General features: G+C 64.8%; 21 protein-coding genes and 1 tRNA gene. 10 read left to right on the top strand and 12 right to left on the bottom strand.

Features of this window, described 5'->3' with window-relative positions; genetic code table 11:
• Positions 1-79 precede the first annotated feature (79 nt).
• Positions 80-1,030 (bottom strand): SDR family NAD(P)-dependent oxidoreductase, encoded by a 951-nt coding sequence (locus tag FHS84_RS09990; protein WP_166933624.1) that lies wholly within the window; start codon positions 1,028-1,030, stop codon positions 80-82.
• A gap of 152 nt (positions 1,031-1,182) precedes the next feature.
• Between FHS84_RS09990 and FHS84_RS09985 the strand changes: the two genes are divergently transcribed.
• Positions 1,183-2,070: an AraC family transcriptional regulator gene (locus FHS84_RS09985; RefSeq protein WP_166933621.1), complete on the top strand. Its 888-nt coding sequence runs from the start codon at positions 1,183-1,185 to the stop codon at positions 2,068-2,070.
• 90 nt (positions 2,071-2,160) lie between these two features.
• Here the strand turns inward: FHS84_RS09985 and FHS84_RS09980 are convergent, their stop codons facing one another.
• The 8 genes from FHS84_RS09980 to FHS84_RS09945 form a co-directional block, all read right to left on the bottom strand.
• The gene (locus FHS84_RS09980) at positions 2,161-5,085 is read right to left on the bottom strand and encodes a TonB-dependent receptor (protein WP_166933619.1); all 2,925 of its coding nucleotides are present in this window, start codon (positions 5,083-5,085) and stop codon (positions 2,161-2,163) included.
• A gap of 476 nt (positions 5,086-5,561) precedes the next feature.
• Positions 5,562-5,636 (bottom strand) — tRNA-Gln (locus FHS84_RS09975).
• A 204-nt stretch (positions 5,637-5,840) separates the two neighbouring features.
• A complete protein-coding gene (locus FHS84_RS09970) occupies positions 5,841-6,728 on the bottom strand; it encodes a pirin family protein (RefSeq protein WP_166933617.1) in 888 nt (295 codons plus the stop codon).
• Positions 6,725-7,234, bottom strand: coding sequence for a Dps family protein (locus tag FHS84_RS09965; protein WP_166933615.1), 510 nt, complete (start codon positions 7,232-7,234; stop codon positions 6,725-6,727). Before FHS84_RS09965 ends, FHS84_RS09970 begins: the two co-directional genes overlap by 4 nt.
• Positions 7,235-7,335: 101 nt before the next feature.
• Entirely contained in the window at positions 7,336-7,920 is a 585-nt protein-coding gene (locus tag FHS84_RS09960; RefSeq protein ID WP_166933612.1) for a TetR family transcriptional regulator, read from the bottom strand.
• 114 nt (positions 7,921-8,034) lie between these two features.
• Positions 8,035-8,445, bottom strand: coding sequence for a hypothetical protein (locus FHS84_RS09955; RefSeq protein ID WP_166933610.1), 411 nt, complete (start codon positions 8,443-8,445; stop codon positions 8,035-8,037).
• A gap of 94 nt (positions 8,446-8,539) precedes the next feature.
• Positions 8,540-9,142 carry a DJ-1/PfpI family protein gene (locus FHS84_RS09950; RefSeq protein WP_166933608.1) on the bottom strand — a complete coding sequence of 201 codons (603 nt, stop codon included), beginning with the start codon at positions 9,140-9,142 and terminating at the stop codon, positions 8,540-8,542.
• Between the two features lie 12 nt (positions 9,143-9,154).
• Entirely contained in the window at positions 9,155-10,252 is a 1,098-nt protein-coding gene (locus FHS84_RS09945) for a class I SAM-dependent DNA methyltransferase (RefSeq protein WP_166933606.1), read from the bottom strand.
• Positions 10,253-10,326: 74 nt separating this feature from the next.
• On the opposite strand from FHS84_RS09945, the gene FHS84_RS09940 reads away from it, so the two are divergent.
• The 3 genes from FHS84_RS09940 to FHS84_RS09930 all read left to right on the top strand — a co-directional run bounded on the left by FHS84_RS09940 (position 10,327) and on the right by FHS84_RS09930 (position 11,296).
• A complete protein-coding gene (locus tag FHS84_RS09940; RefSeq protein WP_166933604.1) occupies positions 10,327-10,788 on the top strand; it encodes a cytochrome c oxidase assembly factor Coa1 family protein in 462 nt (153 codons plus the stop codon).
• A gap of 1 nt (position 10,789) precedes the next feature.
• On the top strand, positions 10,790-11,035 hold the full coding sequence (locus FHS84_RS09935) for a hypothetical protein (protein ID WP_166933603.1): 246 nt from the start codon (positions 10,790-10,792) through the stop codon (positions 11,033-11,035).
• Between the two features lie 102 nt (positions 11,036-11,137).
• Positions 11,138-11,296: a hypothetical protein gene (locus FHS84_RS09930; RefSeq protein WP_166933599.1), complete on the top strand. Its 159-nt coding sequence runs from the start codon at positions 11,138-11,140 to the stop codon at positions 11,294-11,296.
• Here the strand turns inward: FHS84_RS09930 and FHS84_RS09925 are convergent.
• The 3 genes from FHS84_RS09925 to FHS84_RS09915 are packed head-to-tail and all read right to left on the bottom strand — an operon-like array spanning position 11,293 to position 14,810.
• On the bottom strand, positions 11,293-13,095 hold the full coding sequence (locus tag FHS84_RS09925; protein WP_166933596.1) for a patatin-like phospholipase family protein: 1,803 nt from the start codon (positions 13,093-13,095) through the stop codon (positions 11,293-11,295). The two genes, FHS84_RS09930 and FHS84_RS09925, sit on opposite strands and share 4 nt — an antisense overlap.
• A gap of 24 nt (positions 13,096-13,119) precedes the next feature.
• Positions 13,120-13,905, bottom strand: coding sequence for an SDR family NAD(P)-dependent oxidoreductase (locus tag FHS84_RS09920; protein WP_166933593.1), 786 nt, complete (start codon positions 13,903-13,905; stop codon positions 13,120-13,122).
• Positions 13,902-14,810, bottom strand: a complete 909-nt coding sequence (locus FHS84_RS09915) for an aldo/keto reductase (RefSeq protein WP_166933591.1) — start codon at positions 14,808-14,810, stop codon at positions 13,902-13,904. The genes FHS84_RS09920 and FHS84_RS09915 overlap by 4 nt, the downstream gene beginning before the upstream one ends.
• A 215-nt stretch (positions 14,811-15,025) precedes the next feature.
• On the opposite strand from FHS84_RS09915, the gene FHS84_RS09910 reads away from it, so the two are divergent.
• From FHS84_RS09910 to FHS84_RS09885, 6 genes are all read left to right on the top strand, one after another.
• Positions 15,026-16,297 carry a hypothetical protein gene (locus tag FHS84_RS09910; protein ID WP_166933589.1) on the top strand — a complete coding sequence of 424 codons (1,272 nt, stop codon included), beginning with the start codon at positions 15,026-15,028 and terminating at the stop codon, positions 16,295-16,297.
• Between the two features lie 139 nt (positions 16,298-16,436).
• Positions 16,437-16,985, top strand: coding sequence for a hypothetical protein (locus FHS84_RS09905; RefSeq protein WP_166933586.1), 549 nt, complete (start codon positions 16,437-16,439; stop codon positions 16,983-16,985).
• 10 nt (positions 16,986-16,995) lie between these two features.
• The gene (locus tag FHS84_RS09900; protein ID WP_166933583.1) at positions 16,996-17,589 is read left to right on the top strand and encodes an inner membrane-spanning protein YciB; all 594 of its coding nucleotides are present in this window, start codon (positions 16,996-16,998) and stop codon (positions 17,587-17,589) included.
• 352 nt (positions 17,590-17,941) lie between these two features.
• Positions 17,942-18,490 (top strand): CAP domain-containing protein, encoded by a 549-nt coding sequence (locus FHS84_RS09895; protein ID WP_166933581.1) that lies wholly within the window; start codon positions 17,942-17,944, stop codon positions 18,488-18,490.
• 21 nt (positions 18,491-18,511) lie between these two features.
• The gene (locus FHS84_RS09890) at positions 18,512-18,871 is read left to right on the top strand and encodes an Mpo1-like protein (RefSeq protein WP_166933577.1); all 360 of its coding nucleotides are present in this window, start codon (positions 18,512-18,514) and stop codon (positions 18,869-18,871) included.
• A gap of 273 nt (positions 18,872-19,144) precedes the next feature.
• Positions 19,145-21,412, top strand: a complete 2,268-nt coding sequence (locus tag FHS84_RS09885; protein WP_166933573.1) for an SEL1-like repeat protein — start codon at positions 19,145-19,147, stop codon at positions 21,410-21,412.
• Positions 21,413-21,467: the final 55 nt, after the last annotated feature.

Genomic DNA, 21,467 nt, shown 5'->3' with positions numbered 1-21,467 from the left:
ACCGCACCCTCCTCCGCTTAGGCTCCAGAGGGCTCACGCCCTCCAGAGACTAGCGCACCGCGGGGGAGGAAAGTTCGGGTCAGAACTGCTCGCCGACCCATTCCTCGCTTTTCGCCCACAACGCCTTGGCGCGGGCAGGGTCGAGGGCGTAGGCGCGCACGCCAGCCATGATGCCGGGACCGTTTTCCGGCTCGGCGATGTGGCAGTCCTCGCAATACGTGCCGCCGACCAGATCGGCCGGGGCCCGGACGCCTGCCCACACCGTGGTGGCGGCGCCTTGCGGGATGGTCTTGAACTGGAAGGGGTCGTCGGCCGGGCGGTTCTTGTTGACGTTCTCGATCAGCTTTTCGATCTCGCCCGGCGGTAAATGGCGGCCGAGTTCGGTGTTGATGCCGCCCGGATGCACCGCCACGGCGCGGATGCCCTCAGCCTTGTGGCGACGGTCGAATTCCACCGCGAACAGGATGTTGGCGGTCTTGGAGCGGCCGTAAGCAATCCACGGATCGTAGTCGGTGTGCTCGAAATTGGGGTCTTCGAGGTTCACGTCGGAAAAGCGGTGGCCCGACGAGGCCAGGTTGACAAGGCGCGAACCCGGTTTGAACAGCGACACGATCCGGTTGACGAAGACGAAGTGGCCGAGATGGTTGGTGCCGAACTGGGTCTCGAAGCCGTCGGCGGTCGAGCCCTTGGGCGCCGCCATGACGCCGACGTTAGCGATGACGAGATCGAACTTTTCGCCCTTCTTGACCAGCGCATCGGCCGCCGCGCGGACGCTCTTGAGCGAGGCGAGATCGAGTTCGATCAGTTCGAAGCTACCGTTCTTTTCCGCCCGGACCACCGCCGTCGCCTTTTCGGCCTTGGCCAGATCGCGAGCCGCGCCGACGACATGGGCGCCATGGGCTTTCAAGGTGCGCGCCGTCTCGACGCCGAGTCCGGCGGATACGCCGGTCACCAGGATGCGCTTGCCGGTGAGGTCGATGCCTTGCAGCACCTCGTCGGTGGTCGATTTCGCGCCGTAAGTGTTTGTCATGTGCCATTCCTCTCGTTGGGGAGGCCGGAAATCCGGCTGCTCCTTGCCTAAATGGAGACGGAAGGGTTCCTTGGGGCGCCCGATCGGCTCGATTTCTTGCCTGATCCTCTCACGGCCTTGCATGCAGGGGTTCCCGGCGCGATCTTAGGGGCATGCTTGACCTCCAGCCCTTACGGGAGCCGGCCCTGCGCCATGCCGCGGGCTACCGGACCACGACCCCGATTCCCAATCTGTCGATCGTCGTTTCGCCCCAGCCTACCGAGCCGACCGTGGGCCTCTACCGGCCGATGGTGTGTCTGGTGCTGCAGGGCGCCAAGGAGGCGACCATCGGCGGGCGGACGCTGCGCTACGACGAGTCTTGCTATTTCGTGGCCTCGCTCGACCTGCCCGCCTCGACCCGGATCGTCGAAGCCAGCGCCGACAAGCCCTATATCTGCCTCGCCTACGCGCTCGATCCCGAGCCTCTCGCCGAACTCCTCTCCGATGCGCCGCCGAACGCCGAGCCGCAGGCCCCCGCCTTCGCCGTCAGCCCGGTCAACGACGATCTGCTCGACGCCTGGCACCGGCTCGTCAAACTGCTCGATACGCCCGCCGACATTCCGGTGATGGCGCCGCTGTGCGAGCGCGAAATCCATTACCGCCTGCTCAAGGGCCCGCAAGGCACGGCGCTGCGCCAGATCGTGCATACCGGCAGCCATCTCAACCAGATCCGCCGCGCCATCGACTGGATCAAAACCCATTTCCATGAATCGATCCGGGTCGAAACGCTGGCCGATCTCGCCGGCATGAGCCCGGCCACCTTCCACCGCCATTTCAAGGCGGCGACCGCGCTGAGCCCGCTGCAATACCAGAAGAACCTGCGCCTGCAGGAAGCCCGCCGCCTGATCGTGACCAGCCACGACGCCGCCCGCACCGCCTTTGCCGTCGGCTACGAAAGCCCGTCGCAGTTCAGCCGCGAATACGCCCGGCTGTTCGGCCTGCCCCCGGCCCGCGACGCCGCAAGAATGCGCGGCGTGGAAGAGACGGCTGCAATCGGGTGAAGTGACGGGTTCATTGCGAGCGCCGCAGAACACGCGAAAAAAAGGGCGCCGGAAAAACCCGGCGCCCAGGAACCTCCCGCGAGGACGGGATCAGAAGTTGAAGCGCACGCCGGCCAGGAACTCGCGGCCGGTCATGTGTTTGAACGAAAGCATTTCCGACGAGTCGAAGTACTGGCTCTGCCGCTGGTTGGTCAGGTTCAGACCTTCGAGCGTGAGAGCCCAGTTCTCGTCGATCGTGTAGGTGATCGACGCATCGACGTTCAGCGTCGGCGCGGTGCCTTCGACATCGGAACCGTTGCGGCCCGGAACCTGCGTCAGGTACTTCGAGCGATAGGCCGCCGAAACACGCGCGCTCAAGGCATCGTCTTCATAATACAGCGTCGCGTTCCACGAGCGCTGCGACAGGTTCGTGAGCTGGTCGACCGCCGAAACCGCACCCGAGGCGTTGAGGTATTTGATCTTCGAGGTGACCAGCGTGAGATTGAAGATGGCACCGAACCGGTCGAACGGCCCCGGCAGGAACGTAAAGGGCTGCTGGTAGTTGATTTCGATGCCCTTGACCGGTCCGCCGGGCGTGTTGATCGGATAGGAGAACGTCCACACCACCGAGTTGGCGGAGCACCCGGCAAGCGTGCCGCACGCCGCGTCGGCCTGGCTATCGGGCAGGCCCCACGGGTTCGCCGAGAAAACGCTCTGCGGCGAGGTATAGGTCTGCACAAAAGTCCCGACCTCCTTGTAGAAGCCGGCCACCGAAATCAGGCCGCCCTTGGCGAAATACCATTCCGCCGAAAGATCGAACGTCTTGGCGCGGTAGGGTTTGATCTCGGGGTTGCCAGCCGTAGCCGTCTTGTTGCCGGAAACGCTCAACGTCACGCCCGGATTGAGCGAGCCGAGGCCCGGCCGCGACATCACTTTGGCACCCGACACGCGGAACAGAAGATTTTCTATCGGTTCGACCACGATGTTGAACGACGGCAGAACGTCCGCATAAACGCGATGATATGTGCTGGGCGTGATGGTGTTGGTGGTAATGGCGCCCGACTTGGTCGTCAGAACGCCGTAGCCGAGCGAGTTCTGGATCGTCTGGACCACACGGGTGCCGAAGTTGCCGCGCACCGGAACGCCCCACAGATCGGTGTCGAAATCGGCCTGGAGATAGCCGCCCAGCGCGTTTTCCTGAACCGTGTAGTTGCTGCCGAGGGCCGATTCCGGACCGACGTTGAAGACGCCGCAGCCGGCGGTCGTAAAGCAGGTCGACTTGAACGGCGACACCCAGGTCGTGTTCGCGATCACGGTCTGTGCGCTCTGGTAGGTCGAGTCGTAGAGATGCAGAGCTTCGATGCCCGCCATGATATTCGGGGCAAAGAACTTGGTGGGATTACCCGAAGGCTGGCTCGGCAGATTGAAGGTTTCGGTCATGCCGACGGTCGAGAGCGCCGGCACGCCGGTCGGCAGCACGGCGCCGCGCGATGCATTGGTGCCGTTGGACCGGTTGAACGTGACCGCCCGGTTCTTGGCTTCAACCCAATTGAGACCCGCCTTCAGCGTGAGTCCGGTCATTACCTTCCATTCGGCGTTGATCTGAGCCTGAGTATCGCGATTGTAGACCCAGTTCGGATTGAGGCGGATTTCGACGAGCTGCCATGCCGTCGACGACATCAGATCGGCCGATCCATAGGTGATGGTCGGGAAGGGCGTCGAGAAGTCGTATTTGTAGTTCTGGACGTTGTACTGGTCGAACTGCATCGTGGTCTGCTCGGAATTGGCGAAGACCGAGCTGTTGAATCCGAGGAAACCCTTCACGGTGAAGTTGTTGCTGAAGCTGTGCGTGCCGGCCAGCGTCACCTGATAGACTTCCGTCATCAGCTTGTCGTGACGGCGTTCCGATTTGGCATCGACATTGTTGAACGTGCCGGCGACGAGTTCGCGGACGCCGCTACGCGGTTCGATCACGGTGCCGCCGACGATGTCGACCTGGTTGATGCCGCACGAGGCCGGCGATGTGGGACCGCAGACACCGGTCTGCTGGAAGGTGAAGGATTCCAGGAACTGCTCTTCGCGCGTGCCGCCGAAATTGGCGTAGAGCGCATCAAGGGTGAACAGCGTCGCGTCATCGGGCTTGTACTGGACCGAGCCGGTGAAGCCGGTGCGGTGCTGCTTGTCGACGTATTTGTCGAGGCGCGGGATGCGCGGATGGAATACGGTGCTGGCGGCCGAGCTGTTGAAGTCGGTCGTGGTCAGAGCCGTGCCGTTGTAGCTGACGCCCGAAACCGAGCGGAAGCCGTTGGCGACCGGCGACGCGCCGCCCGCCCAGCGCACCGTCGAGAAGCCCTCGTCGAGCAGGTCGCGGTTGACGAAGGCGCCGGAAAACAGAACACCTAGCTTACCGCCGAAGAACGTGTCGGAGATCAGGGCCGAGAAGCGCGGCGAATAGGTGTGCGACAGATCGTTGTAGCCGGCCTTGGCGGATGCGGCCAGCTTGAAGCCATCGATGTCGAGCGGATGGGCCGTGTAGAGCTTGACGGTGGAGCCGAGCGATCCTTCTTCGGTTTCGGACATCGACGTCTTTTCGACATCGATCTGGTTGAAAAGATCGGACGCGAAGACGTTGAAGTCGAAGGTGCGGGTGCGGTTGGTGCCGCCCGACGCATCGGTGCCGCCGCCGGTCGACAGCAATTCCATGCCATTGACCAGTGTGCGGGTAAATCCGCCGCCGAGACCGCGGACCGATAGCTGTCGGCCCTCGCCGGCATCGCGGCTGATGGCGACGCCGGGAACGCGCTGCAGCGATTCCGACAGGTTGAGATCGGGGAATTTGGCGATGTCTTCCGCCATGATCGTGTCGACCGCACTGGCGGAATTGCGCTTCACATCGAGCGCTTTTTCCAGGCTTCCGCGGAAGCCGGTGACCGTGACGACTTCCATCTGCTGCGTATCTTGCGCGGACGCCGGCACGGCGCCGAGCACGGCGGCACAGACGCCGAGTTTCAGAAGCCGCCGAAATTGGTTTTCCATTATGTTGCCCTCCCAGGTGAACGATGACACCGGTCCCAATATGTGGGCGTTTGTCTGACACCGGTGTCATTCCCGCACGAGTTATATTACATTCCAGAGGGTTTGTTACCGCCGGTGGGGGATGGTTGCGTTATCAACCATAGATTTCGGATGCTCGTCGCATTTCCGCCACATTACAGCCAACCAGCCGTTGTGCGGCTCTCACGCTTTTCAACGACGGCGACAATGACCGAAAGCGCGGCGCGAACAAAGGCAGCGGAGATGGGACTGCTAGAAATGGCAAGGCCCCCAAGGCCATAAAACCTCAGGGGCCTGAATATCGAGCCGCGAACGGCTTGCCTTCACCATTCGCGACTGCCTCCAACCGGGAGGTCTTCAAGCCTGATGCCTCTCAGCAGCGCAGGAACATGAGACTCGAGATATTGCGTGATCCTCCTTCGCCGAGGCTTCGGAGGCCATCCTTCACGCGTGAAAGATGGCTGGGGCGCCAGGATTCGAACCTGGGAATGCCGGAATCAAAATCCGGTGCCTTACCACTTGGCGACGCCCCAAGAGGCCGGGGACCATAGGGATTCTCCCTCCCGCTTTCAACGCCGGGCAGGCGGCGGATTTGGCGCAGGTCACTGCCGAAAGCCGGACTCTTGCGGGCGCCCCCCTTCGGCCGCTCACGCGGCCACTTCCCCCCGTAACGACGGGGGCAGAAAAGAAAACACCGGGGATGACATCCGTAGGCGCGCGACCGGAGCGCGCCCATCCTAAACCGGGTCGGTCGGGCTGGGCTGCGACGGCTCGGGCGGCAGGGGGATGAATTCGCCCGAATCGGACGGCGGCAAGGGCATGCGGCCTGCCTGCCAGTCGGCTTTGGCTTGGGCAATGCGCTCGGGGCGCGAAGAGACGAAGTTCCACCACAGGTGACGCGGGCCCAGCGGTTCGCCACCCAGCAGCATCACCCGCGCGGGATGATCGCCCGCATCGATCCGCGCCGGTCCGGGCGCGAACACCGCCATCTGACCGGCGGGAATGGGTGTGTGGTCGGCGTCGATCGTTCCGCGCGCGACATAGGCGGCGCGCTCGCGATGCTCGTCGGGCAGCGTCAGGCGACTGCCGGGGCCCATCTCAAGATGGACGTAGAACAGCGGCGACAGCACCGCGCCCGCTTTGAGCCCGAAGAAATGGCCCGCGATCAGCGTGCCGGAAATGCCGCCTTCGGCGAACGTGGGAAGATTTTCGCTGTGCGCGAAGGCGGGCGCCGTCTCTTCCATCTCGGCGGGCAACGCCACCCAGGCCTGGATGCCGTCCATCGTGCGGGCGCGGGCGCGCGTTTCGGGGCGCGTGCGTTCGGAATGGACGATGCCGCGTCCGGCCGTCATCCAGTTGACCTCGCCCGGCAGGATCGGCTGCACCGTGCCGAGACTGTCGTGATGGAGCAGCTCGCCGTCGAAGAGATATGTCACGGTGGCAAGGCCGATATGGGGATGCGGGCGCACGTCGACGCCCTCGCCCGGTGCGAAATCGGCCGGCCCCATGTGATCGAGGAAGACGAACGGTCCCACCATCCGCCGCTGGGCGAAGGGCAGCACACGTCCGACTTCCAATCCGCCGCCGAGATTCTTCCTGCGCGCGGCAATGACGATCTCGATCATGCGCTCTCGGCGTGGCGCGCACTTTCGAACAGGAACCAGATGCGCCTTTCGGTTTCGTCGATCCACACTTCCAACAGGCTCGCGGTGGCGACGTCGCCGGCTTCGTCGCAGATGCCGTGGGTCTCGCGCATGGCCGCGGCGAGGCGCTGATTGTCGTCGCGCAACTCGGCCAGCATGTCGAGCGGCGTGACGAACTCGGCGTCGTTGTCGTCGATACGCTGCAGCCGCGCGATGTGGCCGATCGATTTCAGGGTCGCGCCGCCGACCTTGCGCACCCGTTCGGCGATCGGATCGGTCATCGCGAAGATCTGGTCCGACTGTTCGTCGAGCAGAAGGTGGTAGTCGCGGAAATGCGCGCCCGACATGTGCCAGTGGAAATTCTTGGTCTTGAGATAGAGCGTGAAGACGTCGGCCAGAAGCGCGTTGAGGGCGCCGGTGACGTCGCGGGTGGCATTGGCGCCGAGGCCGGTGGGCGTCTGCAATGCGGGGTGGTGGTTCGAATCCATATCGGTCCTTCGCAAGATGAATGTGCGAAAGCGATATCAGCGGCTTTTGCGGCCGCTGCCTAGCATATCGTTCCGGAAGGATACTTCTTTTTCGCTTGTCGCTACGAGAAACGCGCTTCCAGGCGGGCCAGGACTTCGTCGATCGAAAATCCCAGCACGTCGAGCCGGCCGGCGCGGGACAGCAGCGCCAGTCCGCTGAGCGCGGCGCCCATCAACAGCACGTCGCATTGGGCGTCGCGGCTGTCGGCGCTTTGTCCCGAGATTTCGGACAGCACCTTCAGCGCGGCGATCATGCGGCCGTTGAACAGACGCTCGGCTTCGCCGGTTCCCGCCGAGGACGGCAGCGCCGCCGATCCGGCGGCAATGGTCTCGGTGGTGCGGAGCAGATCGAGCGCCGCCGACGCTGCGGCCGCTAGCTTGCCTTTGCCTTCGTGACCGGCCGCCGCGCCGCGCATGGCGCGGGCGATGGAACTCAAATCCTCGGCGGCGAGTGCCAGCAGCAGCTCGTCCTTGCCGGCAAAATAGCTGTAGAGCGCGGCCGGCGCGAAACCGGCTTCCGCGGCGACACCGCGCAAGGAAAGATCGCGGGCCCCGTCGCGGGCCGCCACCCGCCGCGCGGCTTCGAGAATCGCAGCGCGCGTGGCCAAGTGCTCGCGCGCGCGCCGTTCCGACCGTCTGGTCGCCATGTCCGGCTCAATCATGGCGCGATGATAGGTGATTCGACGCCATCCGTCCCGAACGCCAAAACCCCGGCCGGGGAACCCGACCGGGGCTAATCCATGTCCGTTGGGGACGCGGTCTTATTTCTTCGGCGTGCAGTCGATGATCTTGCAGACCGCGGTCTGCAGGGCGACGTATTCCTGGACGGTCTTGGTCTCGTCATCCACGGTCTTGTCGTAGGCCTTCTGCAAATCGGCCATCTTGGCCTGCGCGGCCTTCTTGGCGCTGTCGTCCTTGCCGTTTTCGGCTTCGGCCTTAACGTCGGAGGTCTGCTTGATGAGGCATTCGCGGAACGGCTTCAGCCGGCCCTGATAGTCCTTCACCTGCACGAAGGCGTCGTGCTTGATCTTGGTGGCTTCTTCGCCCGGCTTGCCGGCAACCGCACTCGCACCCGGAATCGCGGGCGCAATCGGAGCCGAACCGCACGTTTCGGCCAGCGCGGGACTTGCAAACATCAGAACGGCACCAACCAGACAAACGCTCTTCAACATGTTCCTGAAACTCCCCTGGATGTGAGTACGTCCCCAACCGGGTCCGAGATAAGCACAGATTGAGCGGGCGGACAAAGCACTCGCCCGCGTCACGTTACACCGGTGGTGCCGGATCGTATTCCATCGCACGGCGAACGGCATGGGCGAAATCTGTGCCGTGAAGAACACCGGTCAGCCACAGCGCCATGTCGATCCCGGCCGAAACGCCGGCCGAAGTAACCAAGTTACCGTCGCGAACATAACGACAATCCGCCACGACTTCAGAGGCTTCGCCGCGCCCGCGCAGGGTTTCGACAAACGCCCAATGGGTGGTGACCCGTTTGCCGCGGGCCGGTCCCGCCGCACACAACAGCAGCGCCCCCGTACAAACACTGGTGACCCACTCGGCTCGCGCGGAAATCCCGGCAATCCAAGTCAGCAACGCCGGATTGAGCACTTCGCGCCGCGTGCCCTGCCCGCCAGGCACCAGCAATATGTCCAGTTTGTCGCAGGCCGCGGTGGTGAGATCGGGAAGCACCCTCAATCCGTGGGCACAACGAACCGGCGCATCGCGCTCGGCGATCAGCTTGACGTCGTGGGCGGGCTCTTGGCCGAGATGCGCGGCAACTTCGTTGGCCATGGTGAACACTTCCCACGGCCCCGCGAAATCGAGTTCCTCGACGTCGTCGAACACCAGAATGCCGATCCTTTTCGTCATAACGCCCTCCATTCAGGAGCGTTGTAGCGGAGCGGACTTGGTCAGCGCCACGGCATAGCCGTTCACAGCTACGTGCGCTTCCTGGCGCGGCACGCAGGCCATCAATCCGGCGACCGCAAAACCATGCGCCGCCGCTTGTGCGCGCAAATAGGCTTCGGAATGACGCCAGCGACGCTTGGGCCCGAGTTCGAAACCGTCGCCGTCTTTGGATTCCACCGTGAACAGGAAAGTGCCGTCGGATTTCAGCGCCGTCGCGACCTTGGCGAAGGTGGAGTCGAGATCGCCGAGATAGACCAGCGTGTCGGCGGCGACGACGAGATCGTATGTCTCGATGCCCAACCCGGCTTCGATGTCGGCGACATTCAACTCGTCATAAACGCCGCGTTCGCGCGCCTTGGCGATCATCGCCGGACTGAGATCGACGCCGACCAGACGAGCAGCGCGGTCGCGGAACGCAGCGCCAGAAAGACCGGTGCCGCAGCCGAGATCGAGCACGGTCAATCCGGTCTCGCCCGGCAGCACCAGCGCCGCCAGTTCGCGCAGGATCACCGGCGCCTGGTACGACAACTGACCAAGCATGCGGCTGTCGTAATCGGCCGAAAACTGATCGAACAGATGACGGACATAACCGGCGTCGGAACGCGGCCGCGCCTTCATCGCTTCGGCCTCGGCAATCCGTTCGGCAAGACCGGGCAGACCGTCCAGCGCCTCGAATGCCGCCAGCGCCGGCTCCGGTTCGCCCGCTTCGAGCCAGGCGCAACCCAACAGATAGCGTGCCTCGCCGTTCTCCGGATCGAGCCGCAGCGCGCGCTGGAATTCGGCAATCGCGGTCGGCAACTGCTCGGCTCCCAACAGCGCCGCACCAAGCCCCAGCGCGGCCTCGGCAATGTCGGGATGGAGCGAGGCGGTTTCGCGCGCGACGGCAACGGCTTTTTCGGGTTCGCCCGCGGCGGTCAGCGCCCGCGCCAGAGTCAGCCGCGCCAGAAGCCCACCATGGCCTTCGCCGATCAGGTTTTCGAGCAGGGCCGCCGCCTTGGCCGCATCCCCCTCGTCCAACAGGCGGAGGGCGGTTTCGAGCGGGGTTTCGGGGACTGAATCGAATGGTTCCATTGGCGTCATCGACGGGATAGAAAATGTCAGGAAATGGCGTGCCACAGTAGCCGGGCCGCCGCAACGAGAAAGCCATGAGCCAGACCGCCGAACAGCAAGACGCTCCGCCGCCGCGCCCTCGCCATGGTTGCTTGTATGGATGCCTCGGCGCCTTGGTCGCGATCGTGGTGGTGGTCGCTGCGGTCTACACCTTCAGCGCCCGGTATTTCTTCAAGGTTCTGGATAACGACGCCCAGATCAAAACCATCGTCGCCACGCTCAACCAGAATCCCGAAGCCCAAAGCGTGCTCGGCCGCAACATCACCGTGATGTCGCGCGAACGGGTGAGCTTCCATTCCGAAACCGGCGTCGGCAGCACCGCGAGCTATACGCTGAAGGTGGTGGGCTCGAACGGCGAAGGCGAAGCCAAAGCCAATCTCGACGTGGCGGGCGGCAAGGCCAAGATCACGTCGCTGGTGCTGACCGATGCGCAAGGCCGCGATCACTATATCGTCGGCGCCGCGCCGCCCAGTCCGATGATGCAGAACAGCATCTGACATGCGGCGCGTCGTTGGTCTGATTCTGATGCCGGCAGGGCTGGCTCTGATGCTTGCATCGGGCTGCGCCTATTGGCTCGCGCTCGCCGACTATTTCGGCATCACCGAACTGTGGGGCATGACCTGTCCCGACGCCATCCGCACCAAGGCGCTTCTGATCGGCGGCCTGATGATCGCCGTGCTGGGCCAGCGGCTCTACAGCGGGCGCGATTTGAAGACGGGCAAGAAGCCGGACGCGGAAGAATAGCGGCAGGCCGCGCGATACTTCCGCAAAGGCAACCCGCTCTTCCGCTCTGTTTGCCATTGAAATGGCCAAAATGGCTACTACCTATACTACATGGGCAATCTTGTGGCCGATCTGTTGGACTTTCTTGGAAACCTCGCGACGGGTGTTTTCAGCCGCGGCGGATACATCAAGGGCAAGTCGGGCAGTATGATCGCAACCCTTCCGCCGCTGCCAAAGCCTCCGGTCATGGCGAAAGCCGCGCCGGTCGGTAAGCGCATCTAGGGCCTCTTCGCCACCGCCACCGCCGGTCCTTCGCACCACAGCGTCGTCAGCGGCACGCCGTGTTTGTCGATCAGGCGCGCGGCGTGTTCGTAGCCTTCCTTCACCGCACGATCGAAGCTTTTGAAATCGAGCGGGTCGACACCTTCGAGCGTCGGCTCGAACAGGAAATCGGCTTCGTCGCGCACCAAGCGGCGCTGGGCTTCCGAGCCCACCGTGCCCGAGCGCATCAGCACATCGAAGATCGACGGCGTGCCGCGCATCCTCTGCCAGATCAGCCGCCACACCGGACGTTCGCCGTACCGGCTGTCGCGCACCGAGAAATCGATCTCGCCGGTGACGTCGGAGGCGATCAGAGGACCGATGCGGCGGGCGCGCATCAGATCGACCGGCAAATTGTTCATCACTCCGCCGTCGACCAGCAAATGCCCGTGCGCATTGACCGGCGGCACGATGCCCGGCAGCGCCGCACTGGCGCGCAAAGCCCGCCACAGATAGCCGGCGCAGTGCTCGCGAACGCGGCCCGTGGTGAGATCGGACGAGATGCAGAAATACGGCCGCGCCAGATCCTCGATGCGCAACGAACCGAAATGGGTACGCAAGAGTTCGGTCATCTTGCGCCCGCGCACCAGTGCGATCAGCGGCAGCGTGTAATCGGACAGCGGCTTGGACGCCACGAACGCGGCGCGCAGCCGGTCGGCGAGTTCTTCCAGACTCCATTCGGCCGCGAGACCGGCGGCGACGATGGCGCCCATCGACACCCCGCCGAGATAATCGAACGGCACACCCGCTTCGGCGAGAGCTTTGACGACGCCGATATGGGCAAAGCCGCGCGCGCCGCCGCCGCCGAGCACCAGCCCCACCGCACGCCCCGCAACGCAGCGCGCCAGACGGCCGATATCCTCGGAGCGATCCTGGCGGATGTGATGATGGGTTTCGAACAGATCGCTCTTGAGCGCGAAATGATCCGGCAGTTCGCCGGCGCCATGCGGATGCAGAAGCAATAGTTCGGGGCGGCCGGATATGCGCTCCTTGGCCGAGCGTACCGTTTCCGGCGGCAGCGCCCGGTCGGCGCGCGCAAACAGATAGAGGCGGTCGGCCTGACGCACGCAGGCTTCGCTCCACGCCGTGCCCGGCGCATCGCCGCGATAGAACACGACATCGTGGGCGGCTTCGAAGGTGTGGAACCACTCGGCCGACTGCCCCGACGCCGAGGCATCGAGCACCGCGGCCTTGGCGCCCATCTCGACCAGTGCAGCGGCAATGCGATGCGCCACCGGCTCGTTCCCCAGCCCTTGCTGCAGCGGCACGATGGCGAAGGTTTTGGGGCGGATATGCTCGCGCGGCGCGCGGGTGGTTTCGAGCAGACGGCGGGCCATCACCCGCATCATGTCGATCATCATCCGCGGATGCCTGGCGACCAGGGCCTCGAACGCCTGCGGACCGATGCGCAACAGTTCGCTGTCGCGCAAGGCGACGATCTCGGCAGAATGTTCTTCGGTAAAGAGGCTGACCTCGCCGACGGTCTCGCCCGGCGGAATCTGCGCGATCAGACGGCGGCTGCCGGCATGCTCCACCATCACCCCGAGCGATCCGGTGATGACCAGGAACAGCGCCGTCTCGTTTTTGCTGTCGCGCTTGAGCCGCGCTCCGCCGGGCAATCCGAACCAGCGCGCCTCGGCGACCACACGGCGGATCGCGCCATCGGAAAGACCGGCCAGCAACGGGAAGCGCTTCAGCCGTTCAACGAGATAGCGGGTGTGGTCCTGACCGGGGATCAGCGAGGACAGAAAAGGCAGCATCCGTCCTTCTCTCGAGATGCCCCGTTACCATGCCGTCCAGCCGCCATCGACCGCAAGAGCGGCGCCGGTCACAAAACTGGACGCCTTGGTGGCAAGAAACAGCAGCGGACCGGCAATCTCGTCGGCGCGGCCGAACCGGTTGAGCATCGTCTTGCCCGCCAGCCGCGCAGCAAAAGCCGGATCGTCGTCCGACACTTGCGGCCGCGGGAACGGACCCGGCACCAACGCGTTGACGCGGATGCGCTCGGGGGCGAATTCCGCTGCGAGATGGCGGGTGAGCTGCAGCAGCGCCGCCTTGGCGGGGCCGTAATGAAACGGGCTCGCCTGCTCGGGCTTGGCATAGATGCGCTTGTCGGGCGACACCACGCCGTACATCGAAGCGATATTGACGATCCGCGCTTCGCCCGCCGCGGCCGCCGCATTTTTCAGCGCCGGCAGCGCCGCACGCGCGGCTTCGAACACCGCCGTCACGCCGGACATGTAGGTGACGGCGAAATCGGACGGCTCCAGCGCCGCGAACGGCTTGCCTTGCATCAGGATGGCGTTGTTGACCAGCACGTCGAGGCGTTGGCGCGAGGCAAAGAACGTGCGTACCGCGGCGGTATCCGCAACGTCGAACGGGGCCACTTCGGATGAAATGCCGTCGGCCTTCAGTTCGCCGGCATAGGCTTCGAGTTTTTCGCGGCTGCGGCCGTTGAGGATCACATGGGCGCCGGCCTCGCCGAGAATGCGCGCCATCGGACGGCCGAGATGACCGGCAGCTCCGGAAACGAACGCAACGGCGCCATCGAGGCGGAACAGGTCTGTCATTTTTTCGGCCATAACGCAGGATTGAGAAGCTGTTCGGGACAGCGCGGCAGGCAGTCTTCGACAAAACGGCATTCGGCCGGGGTCAGCGGCGGATTGCGCATCAGAGTCAGATTTTCGTCGAGTTGGGCTTCGGTTTCGAGTCCGATCACCACTCCGGCAATAAACGCCTGACCGCGCGCATACGCCAGGCAGAGATCGGCCGCGCTGTCGCGCCCGAGTTCGCGCACCAGCCGGTCGATATCGGCCAACACCGCCACCGGATCGACACCGGATATCACCGGCCACACCGCCGGATCGCCCGCCGCCAACAGGCCCTGCAGGAAAACCGAGCGGACATGCACCGTCACGTCGGGACGCTTCGCCAGCGCATCGGCGATACCCGCCTCGCGCCAGCGCCAATCGAGAAGATTGAACGGCATCTGGATGTGCCGCACGTCGGGACACGTCAGCGCGTCGGCCGCTTCCGCCGTCGACTGCACCGAGACGCCGAGCCGTCCGATCGTACCGGCGTCGCGCAAAGCCAGCAGCCGCTGCCAGATCGCGCCGCCGAACTGGGTCCGGTGCACGGCGCGATGGAGCAACAGGCAATCGAGCCGTTCCATGCGCAACGCGGCACGGGACTGCGCCACCGAAGCTTCCGCGGCCGCGACGGCGATGCCAGCATCGTCGCCTACATCACTCAGAGGACTCAGCTTGGTCACAACGAAGGCGTGCTCGTTTGACAGCGCTTCCCCGACCCGTTCCTCGGCATCGCCATAGGCGCGCGCGGTATCGATGGTCCGAATGCCGCAGGCCAGCGCCCGGCGGACCAGGGCGACAGCGGCTTCCCGGCTGGGTTTTCCGGTGCGATTTGCCGCGCCGTACGGCAGTCCAAGCTGGACGGAGCCCAAGACGAATTCGGCCATGACGGAGCATCCGGAAAGGCCCCGCCACGCTGGCACCACATGGTTAAAAAGGGCTTACGGCACCGGTTGCAACCACCGGCGGCAACACGGCATCCTATAGCCGCTTTTTTGGCAGATTCGACGCAGGTCTTCGCCATAATAAAGTTGCATAGTAGATCAAGATGCGCGATGCGGGCGCCGCGCGGTGCTTCGCGCTACAGCTAGGTGAGGAATCCATGAGCAAGAGTTTGTTGCGGGCCGCACTGATCGCCTGCCTCCCGTTCTGTGCGATGGCACTGACGGTTGCCACGCCGGCGCAAGCCGCCGATAAGGAGAAGGCTGACGCTCCGAAGGTCAGCAAATCGATCGCGAAGCCGCTCGGTGAATGCCAGAAGGCCCTCAACGCGAAGGACTATCCCACTGCGATCGCGCAGTGCAACGACGCCAAGAGCAAGGGCGACCTGACCGACTACGACAATTACCTCATCAACCGCTTCCTCGGCGTGGCCTACTACCAGACCAACGACCGCGTGAAGGCGGGTGAAGCCTTCGTCGCCGTGGTCAAGAATCCCGCCTCCCCGCCGGAAGATCGCGCCAACCTGCTCGGCGCCGCGATCCAGCTCGCCTCCGAAGCCAACAACGGCGAACTCGTCGGCGAACTGGCCAAGATCGCCGTCGACTCCAAGGCGACCAACCCCGACATCTATGCGCCGATCGCGCAGTACTACTATTCGAAAAACGACACCGCGAACACGATCCTCTATGCCCAGAAGGGCATCGATGTGGCCACGTCCGAAGGCAAGGTCCCGCAGTACGGGCTCTATCAGCTGCTGACCTTCTCCTATGACAAGAACAAGGATCGCGCCAACGAGATCAAAGGCCTGACGATGATGGCCCGCGATTACGGCAAGGCGGAAGACTGGAAGTATCTGCTCGACTTCACGCTCGAGTTCCTGCCCAAGGGCAACAAGGCCACCGCCGAGGTCGCCGCGCTCAACATCTATCGCCTGCGTCTCCTGGTCGGTGCCGAATGGTCGTCGTCGAACTTCCTCGAAGCCGCCGACGCCGCCGATGCGGTCAAGGCCTTCGGCGATGAACGCACCTTCCTGCAGATGGGCATCCAGAAGGGCGTGTTCAACCAGGCCAAGGTTGGCCCGCTGGTCGCCAAGAACAACGCCGACGCCAAGAAGGACGAGCCGGTCCTGCCGCAGATCGAAAAGGTCGCCAAGGACGGTAAGGCCCTGACCAGCGTCGCCGAAGCCTATTACGGCTACGGCCGCTATGCCGACGCCGCCCGCGCCGCCCAGAACGCCGTCAAGGCCGGTGGCCCGTACGTCGCGGAAGCCAAGTTGGTCCTCGCCATGGCCCAGACCCGTCAGGGTGACGAAGCCGGCGCCAAGCAGACGCTGACCGGCTTCACCGGCGATGCGGCTCTGGTTCGCGTGGCCGATCTCTGGATGACCTACCTCAATCGCCGTCCGGCCGCTCCGGCCGCCGCCGCGAAATAAGCATCTGAATCAAACCGGGTGTCCCCGCGCGGGGGCGCCCGGTATTTTTTTGCCTGTTTTTTCGGCTTCTATTTTTCTTTTTCGCGCGCCGGACGGGTCAATCGCGATCCCTCGCAACGCTCCAGCCGAAGCGAGCCCTATGTTCGCTTTTCTGCCTTCGCTCCTTTTCTTCGCCCTGGCCCCGTTGTCGGTCAGCCTGGCGTTGTGGCTGGCGTTCGCCGCTGCGTTCGCGATCGGCCTGCGGGCCTTCGGCGCCACCCGGACGCTCCGCCTGTTTGACGCCACCGGGTTGGTGCTGTTCGGGCCCTTGGCGCTCTACACCGGCTTCGCCGATTCCGACTTCGGCGCCGCGCACGCCGCTCTGGTGCTGGAAGCGGGATTTCTCGCCGCCATCCTGTGGTCGATGGCGTCGCGCCGTCCCTTCACCAGCCAATACCGCTGGCTGAAGGCTCCGCACCCGCCCGAACGCGCCGCGCGCGCCCATCTGTTGCTGACGGCGATCTGGGCCACGGTTTACGCCGTCCTCGCCGGGATCAGCGCGCTATCCGCGATCCTCAACCAGATGTCGCCCGGCTGGGCTGCGATATCAGGGCTTTTGCTATTCGCGGCGACGCTTACCTTTACTTGGCAATTCGGCACCTATATCGACAGGCACGGCGGCACTATCCCGCTGATCGGGCGGAAATAAAGGAATTGTCATGATTTTGCTCAGGGCCCTCGTACCGATCGCGCGGGACCTTGCGGGGACGTTCGTCTTCGTCGCCCTGTTTTTTCTGACCGACATCTACATCGCCACCGGCTGCGGCATCTCGCTGGTAGTCGCGCAGACCGTCTGGTCGCTCATCCGCAAGAAACCGATCGGCGCCCTGCAGTGGCTGAGCCTCGTGCTCATCAGCATGTTCGGCGGCGCCACCATCCTGTTCCACTGGCCCTATTTCATCATGGTCAAGCCGTCGATCCTGTGGCTGGCGCTCGGCGTGGTGATGCTGCGGCGGGACTGGATGGCGCCCTATCTGCCGGCCATCGTCACCGAAAATCTTGACGACCGTCTCATCGTCCGTGCCGGCTACGCCTATGCCACGCTGATGTTCGCTCTCGCGATCGTCAATTTGAGTGTCGTGGGATTGGCCGTCGTCGATATCGTCTCCCAGAAGTTCTGGGCCGTTTATGCGCTGGTCGGCCCCACCGCGGCGCAGGGCGTGCTGCTGGTCATGTTCTATTTCCGCTTCCGCAAGCGGATTCTCGTCCGCATCCGCCAGCGCAAAGCCGCCGCCGCCGAACCGGCCGCCTGATTTCGCGCAAGAAAGGGTTGCGTGAACGCCACGGTTCCAAATCTTCCGACATTGGCAACCGGCGCTTAATCAGACCTTCGCAGCTGCCATCTATATTTGCCCCAGCGCCGTGGTATGTGGAGCTTGCGGATCACCGGTCACATGGATTCGGTACACCGCGCGCGTAAAGTGAAATCGAACGCCGTCACGGTTGGTGGCGGCGGCGGAATGGGAGCAGCGGGCTTACGGTTCCTGCAATGAGGTGCATTCAACACGCTTGATCGCTCGCGCGGCTTTATGCGCGTTTCTCGGACTGGCCGTCGCCGGATGCGCGGGACTGTTCGGACCTTCCCATCCCGATCCAGCGGCCCGCATGCCGGCCCTGGAAAAACGCATCTTCGCGCTGGTGGCCGAGACCCGGCATAAGACCGATCCCAAGGCTCATGCCCTGGCGCTCGATCCCGCTCTCACCGACGTCGCCCGCAAGCGCAGTGCCGAGATGGCCAAAGCCAATTCGTTCGTCGACGCCGGCGACCCGCACGTCGCGGCAAGCCTGTTGATGGCCGCCGACGCCAAATTCCAGGGCCTGGTGGGCGAGAACGTCGCCGCCCAGCACTACACGCCCGGCCAGGACATCGACGTCGAAATCTTCGCCAAGCGCTTCGTCGAGAGCTGGGCCGCCTCCAGGCCGCACCTCGAAAACCTGTCCTTCGCCGATTACGACAAGAGCGGGGTCGGCGCCGCCCTGAACGCCGATACCATCTACGTCGCCCAGATCTTCACCACCGATCTGGGCATGGGCGGGCGGAGCGAACAGGCCACGCCGGACGTTCAGACCGTGCCCTCCCCGCGCGAGGGCAAGGAGAAAACCAAGGCCCCCGAACTGCGGGGCGCCATCGTGCCGGGGCAGACCGCCAAATAGAAGAGATCGGACAGGACGAAGATGGCAGGCGAGACGCGCATCACCGACTACGAAGCGTTCTGGCTGTTCTACCTTCGCGAACACGCCGACCCGCGGACCCGCGCCCTGCACTATTTCGGCACCTTCGTCGCCGTGTTCGGCCTGGTCGTCGGCAGCGTGCTCGGCCAGCCCTGGTTCCTGATCGCCGTCCCGGTCGCCGGTTACGGCCCGGCCTGGATCGCCCATTTCTTCGTCGAGAAGAACCGTCCCGCCACCTTCCGCTATCCGCTGTGGTCCCTGGCATCCGATTTCCGCATGACGTGGGAGTGGGCGACCGGCCAACTCGACGAGGACCTCAAGCGCGCCGGTGTCGCCGTGGTTCAAATCCCGCGGCAGCGCTAACGGTCTCTTAAAGCCTTTAAGCGGATTCTAACGGCGAGGACCGCGGAGGTTGCCGCGCACTCCATTGCACCACTTCCTTTACACCACATGTGGGTACCTTTACCTTATGTGGGGGGAAGAACCGCTACGAGAGACGAGATGCGGCCCGATTTGCCATGGAGTGTCGCGGGGATTTCCACCGAGGCTCGTGAAGCTGCGAGAGCAGCTGCGCGCCGCGAGGGTCTGTCCGTGGGCGAATGGCTCACGCGTCGTATTGTGTCGGAACTCTCGGAAATGAACGAACCCCGCAGCCAATGGACCTACCACAGCGAGCCCCGGCCCCAGCCGGAACGGCAGCGGATTCAATCGGATGAGATGCTCGAGCGGGTCGCTCGCAGCGAAACCGAAACCGCCGAGGTCTACCGCCGGATCGAAGACCAGCTGCGCGGCATGGCCCGCCGCCTTGACGCCTCGGAACGCTCCCAGAGCGAAAGCAACCGGGTGATGAGCAAGGCCGCGGTCGAGATGAACATCGCCGCGCGCGAACAATCCCAGGCGTTCGAACAACTCGGCGCCCATGTCGCCGATATCGCCGACCGTCTCGACCGGGTCGAAGGCCGCGAAGCGGGCGACGGCCTGCGCGAAGCCGTCAAGGCGCTGCATCAGGGCCTGTCCCGCCTCGCCGATCAGATCACCGAGACCGCCAACCAGTCGGCCACCCAGATTTCCAATCTGGCCGACAATCTCGAAACCGTTGCCGGCCGCGTCGGACAGGCGCGCCAGGACGCAATGGCGGTCAATCACACCCTGGAAAACCGCCTCAACGCCATCGACGAACGCCTGCGCGCCGTCGAAGCCGCAAGCCAAGCCCACGCCGGTTCAATCAACCGCGCGCTCGATGCGGTCGAAGAACAGAAGCAGGCGCCGTCGCCGATGGAGGCGATCAACCGCCTGGAAGGCCGCCTCGAAGACGGCATGCGCCGGCTCGAAGAGCGCAAGTCCGATCCGGTCCTCGACCGCCGCCTCAACGGCATCGAGCGCAGCGTGGCCGATCTTGCCGACCGCATAGAAACCCGCGACGACACCGCCCAGACGCTCGACGAAGCGCTGCGCAAAATGATGGTCCGGCTCGAAGGTCTCGAGACCGCCCAGCGCGAAGCCGCCGCCGAACTGCGCCGTGCCGCTGCCGTGAAGCCGGTGGAACCGCCGCCGGTCATGACCCCGCCGCCGGTCGTGGCGCCTCCGCCGCCTCCCGCTGCGCCGGCACCCGAGCCCGTCGCGCCGCCGCAAGCTGCCGCATTCGAGCCGCCGCCGTTTGCCACCGAAGCTCCGCCTTTCGTCGCGCCGCCCGCGGCCGCGACCATTCCGCCGTTCGCCGCTCCGCCGGCGGAAGCGACGACTTTCGAACTGCCGCCCGACACCGGCTTCGCGCCGCTGCCCGGTCTCGACGCCGCTGCCGAAGCGCCCGCCTCGGGCGAATCCTATCTCGCCGCCGCCCGCCGCTCGGCCCGCGCCGCCGCCGAACAGGAAAACGAGCGCAGTTCGACCCTCGGCGCGCTGCGCTGGGGCTCGGCCAAGAGCGAAGACACCGGCGCGCCCAAGGACAAGAAGAAGTCCAATCCGCTGCTGGTCGGCCTTCTAGTGTTGATCACCGTTTTCGTGACCGCTGCGCTGTTCCTGCGCTGGCAGGCTGCGAACAATCATGCCGCCACCCCGCCGGTCACGACGGTAGCTGCCACCACGCCGAAAGCCGCCGCGACACCGGCCCTGCATCCGAGCGCCGTCGAAGCGCCGCTGCCGCCGACGCAGCAAGCCGCTACGCCTGCGACCGCCACGCCCGCGCCTGCCGCCGCCAAACCGGCCCCGGTGCAGACGGCCAGCACGGCACCGGCGCAAGCCGTCAATCCGCAGCAGCCCGCCGCCGCCCGTCCGGCGCCGACCGCACCGCTCGATCGCCTGACCCAGGCCGCCAATGCCGGCAACGCACGGGCCCAGTTGATCGTCGGCCTCAAATACCTCGACAGCACGCCGCCGAACCAAACCGAAGCCGCCAAATGGCTGACCAAGGCCGCCGATGCCGGCGAGCCGGTGGCGCAATACCGCCTCGGCGGGCTTTACGAACGCGGCACCGGCGTCGCCGCCGATCCGGTCAAGGCCGTGCGCCTCTACCTCGCCGCCGCCAATCAGGGCAGCCGTAAGGCGATGCACAATCTCGCCGTCGCTTACGCCGAAGGCATCGGCGTGAAGAAGGATTATGCCGAGGCGTCGCGCTGGTTCCTCAAGGCCGCCAATCTCGGCCTCAAGGACAGCCAGTTCAATCTCGCGGTGCTGTACGAACGCGGCCTCGGCGTGCCGCAGAACCTCGTCGACGCCTACAAATGGTACGCCATCGCAGCGGCCCAGGACGACGGCGAGTCCAAGAACCGCATGAACGCCATCGCCGGCCAGCTCGATACCGAAGCACGTGCCGCCGCCCAGCACGCCGCCGACAGCTTCCGCGCCGCGCCGCTCAATGCCCGCGCCAATGTTGCCCCCACGCTCGGCGACGTGACACGCGGCTGACGGCTCGCTTCCGCCGTGTTCTCATCGCCGCGGTCACGTTAAAGGCGCAGCCCGA

Source organism: Rhizomicrobium electricum (assembly GCF_011762045.1).
In the GTDB taxonomy this organism is placed as follows: domain Bacteria; phylum Pseudomonadota; class Alphaproteobacteria; order Micropepsales; family Micropepsaceae; genus Rhizomicrobium; species Rhizomicrobium electricum.
Note: the sequence above shows the minus strand (reverse complement) of the source record. Positions and strands in the feature narration are given on the sequence as shown.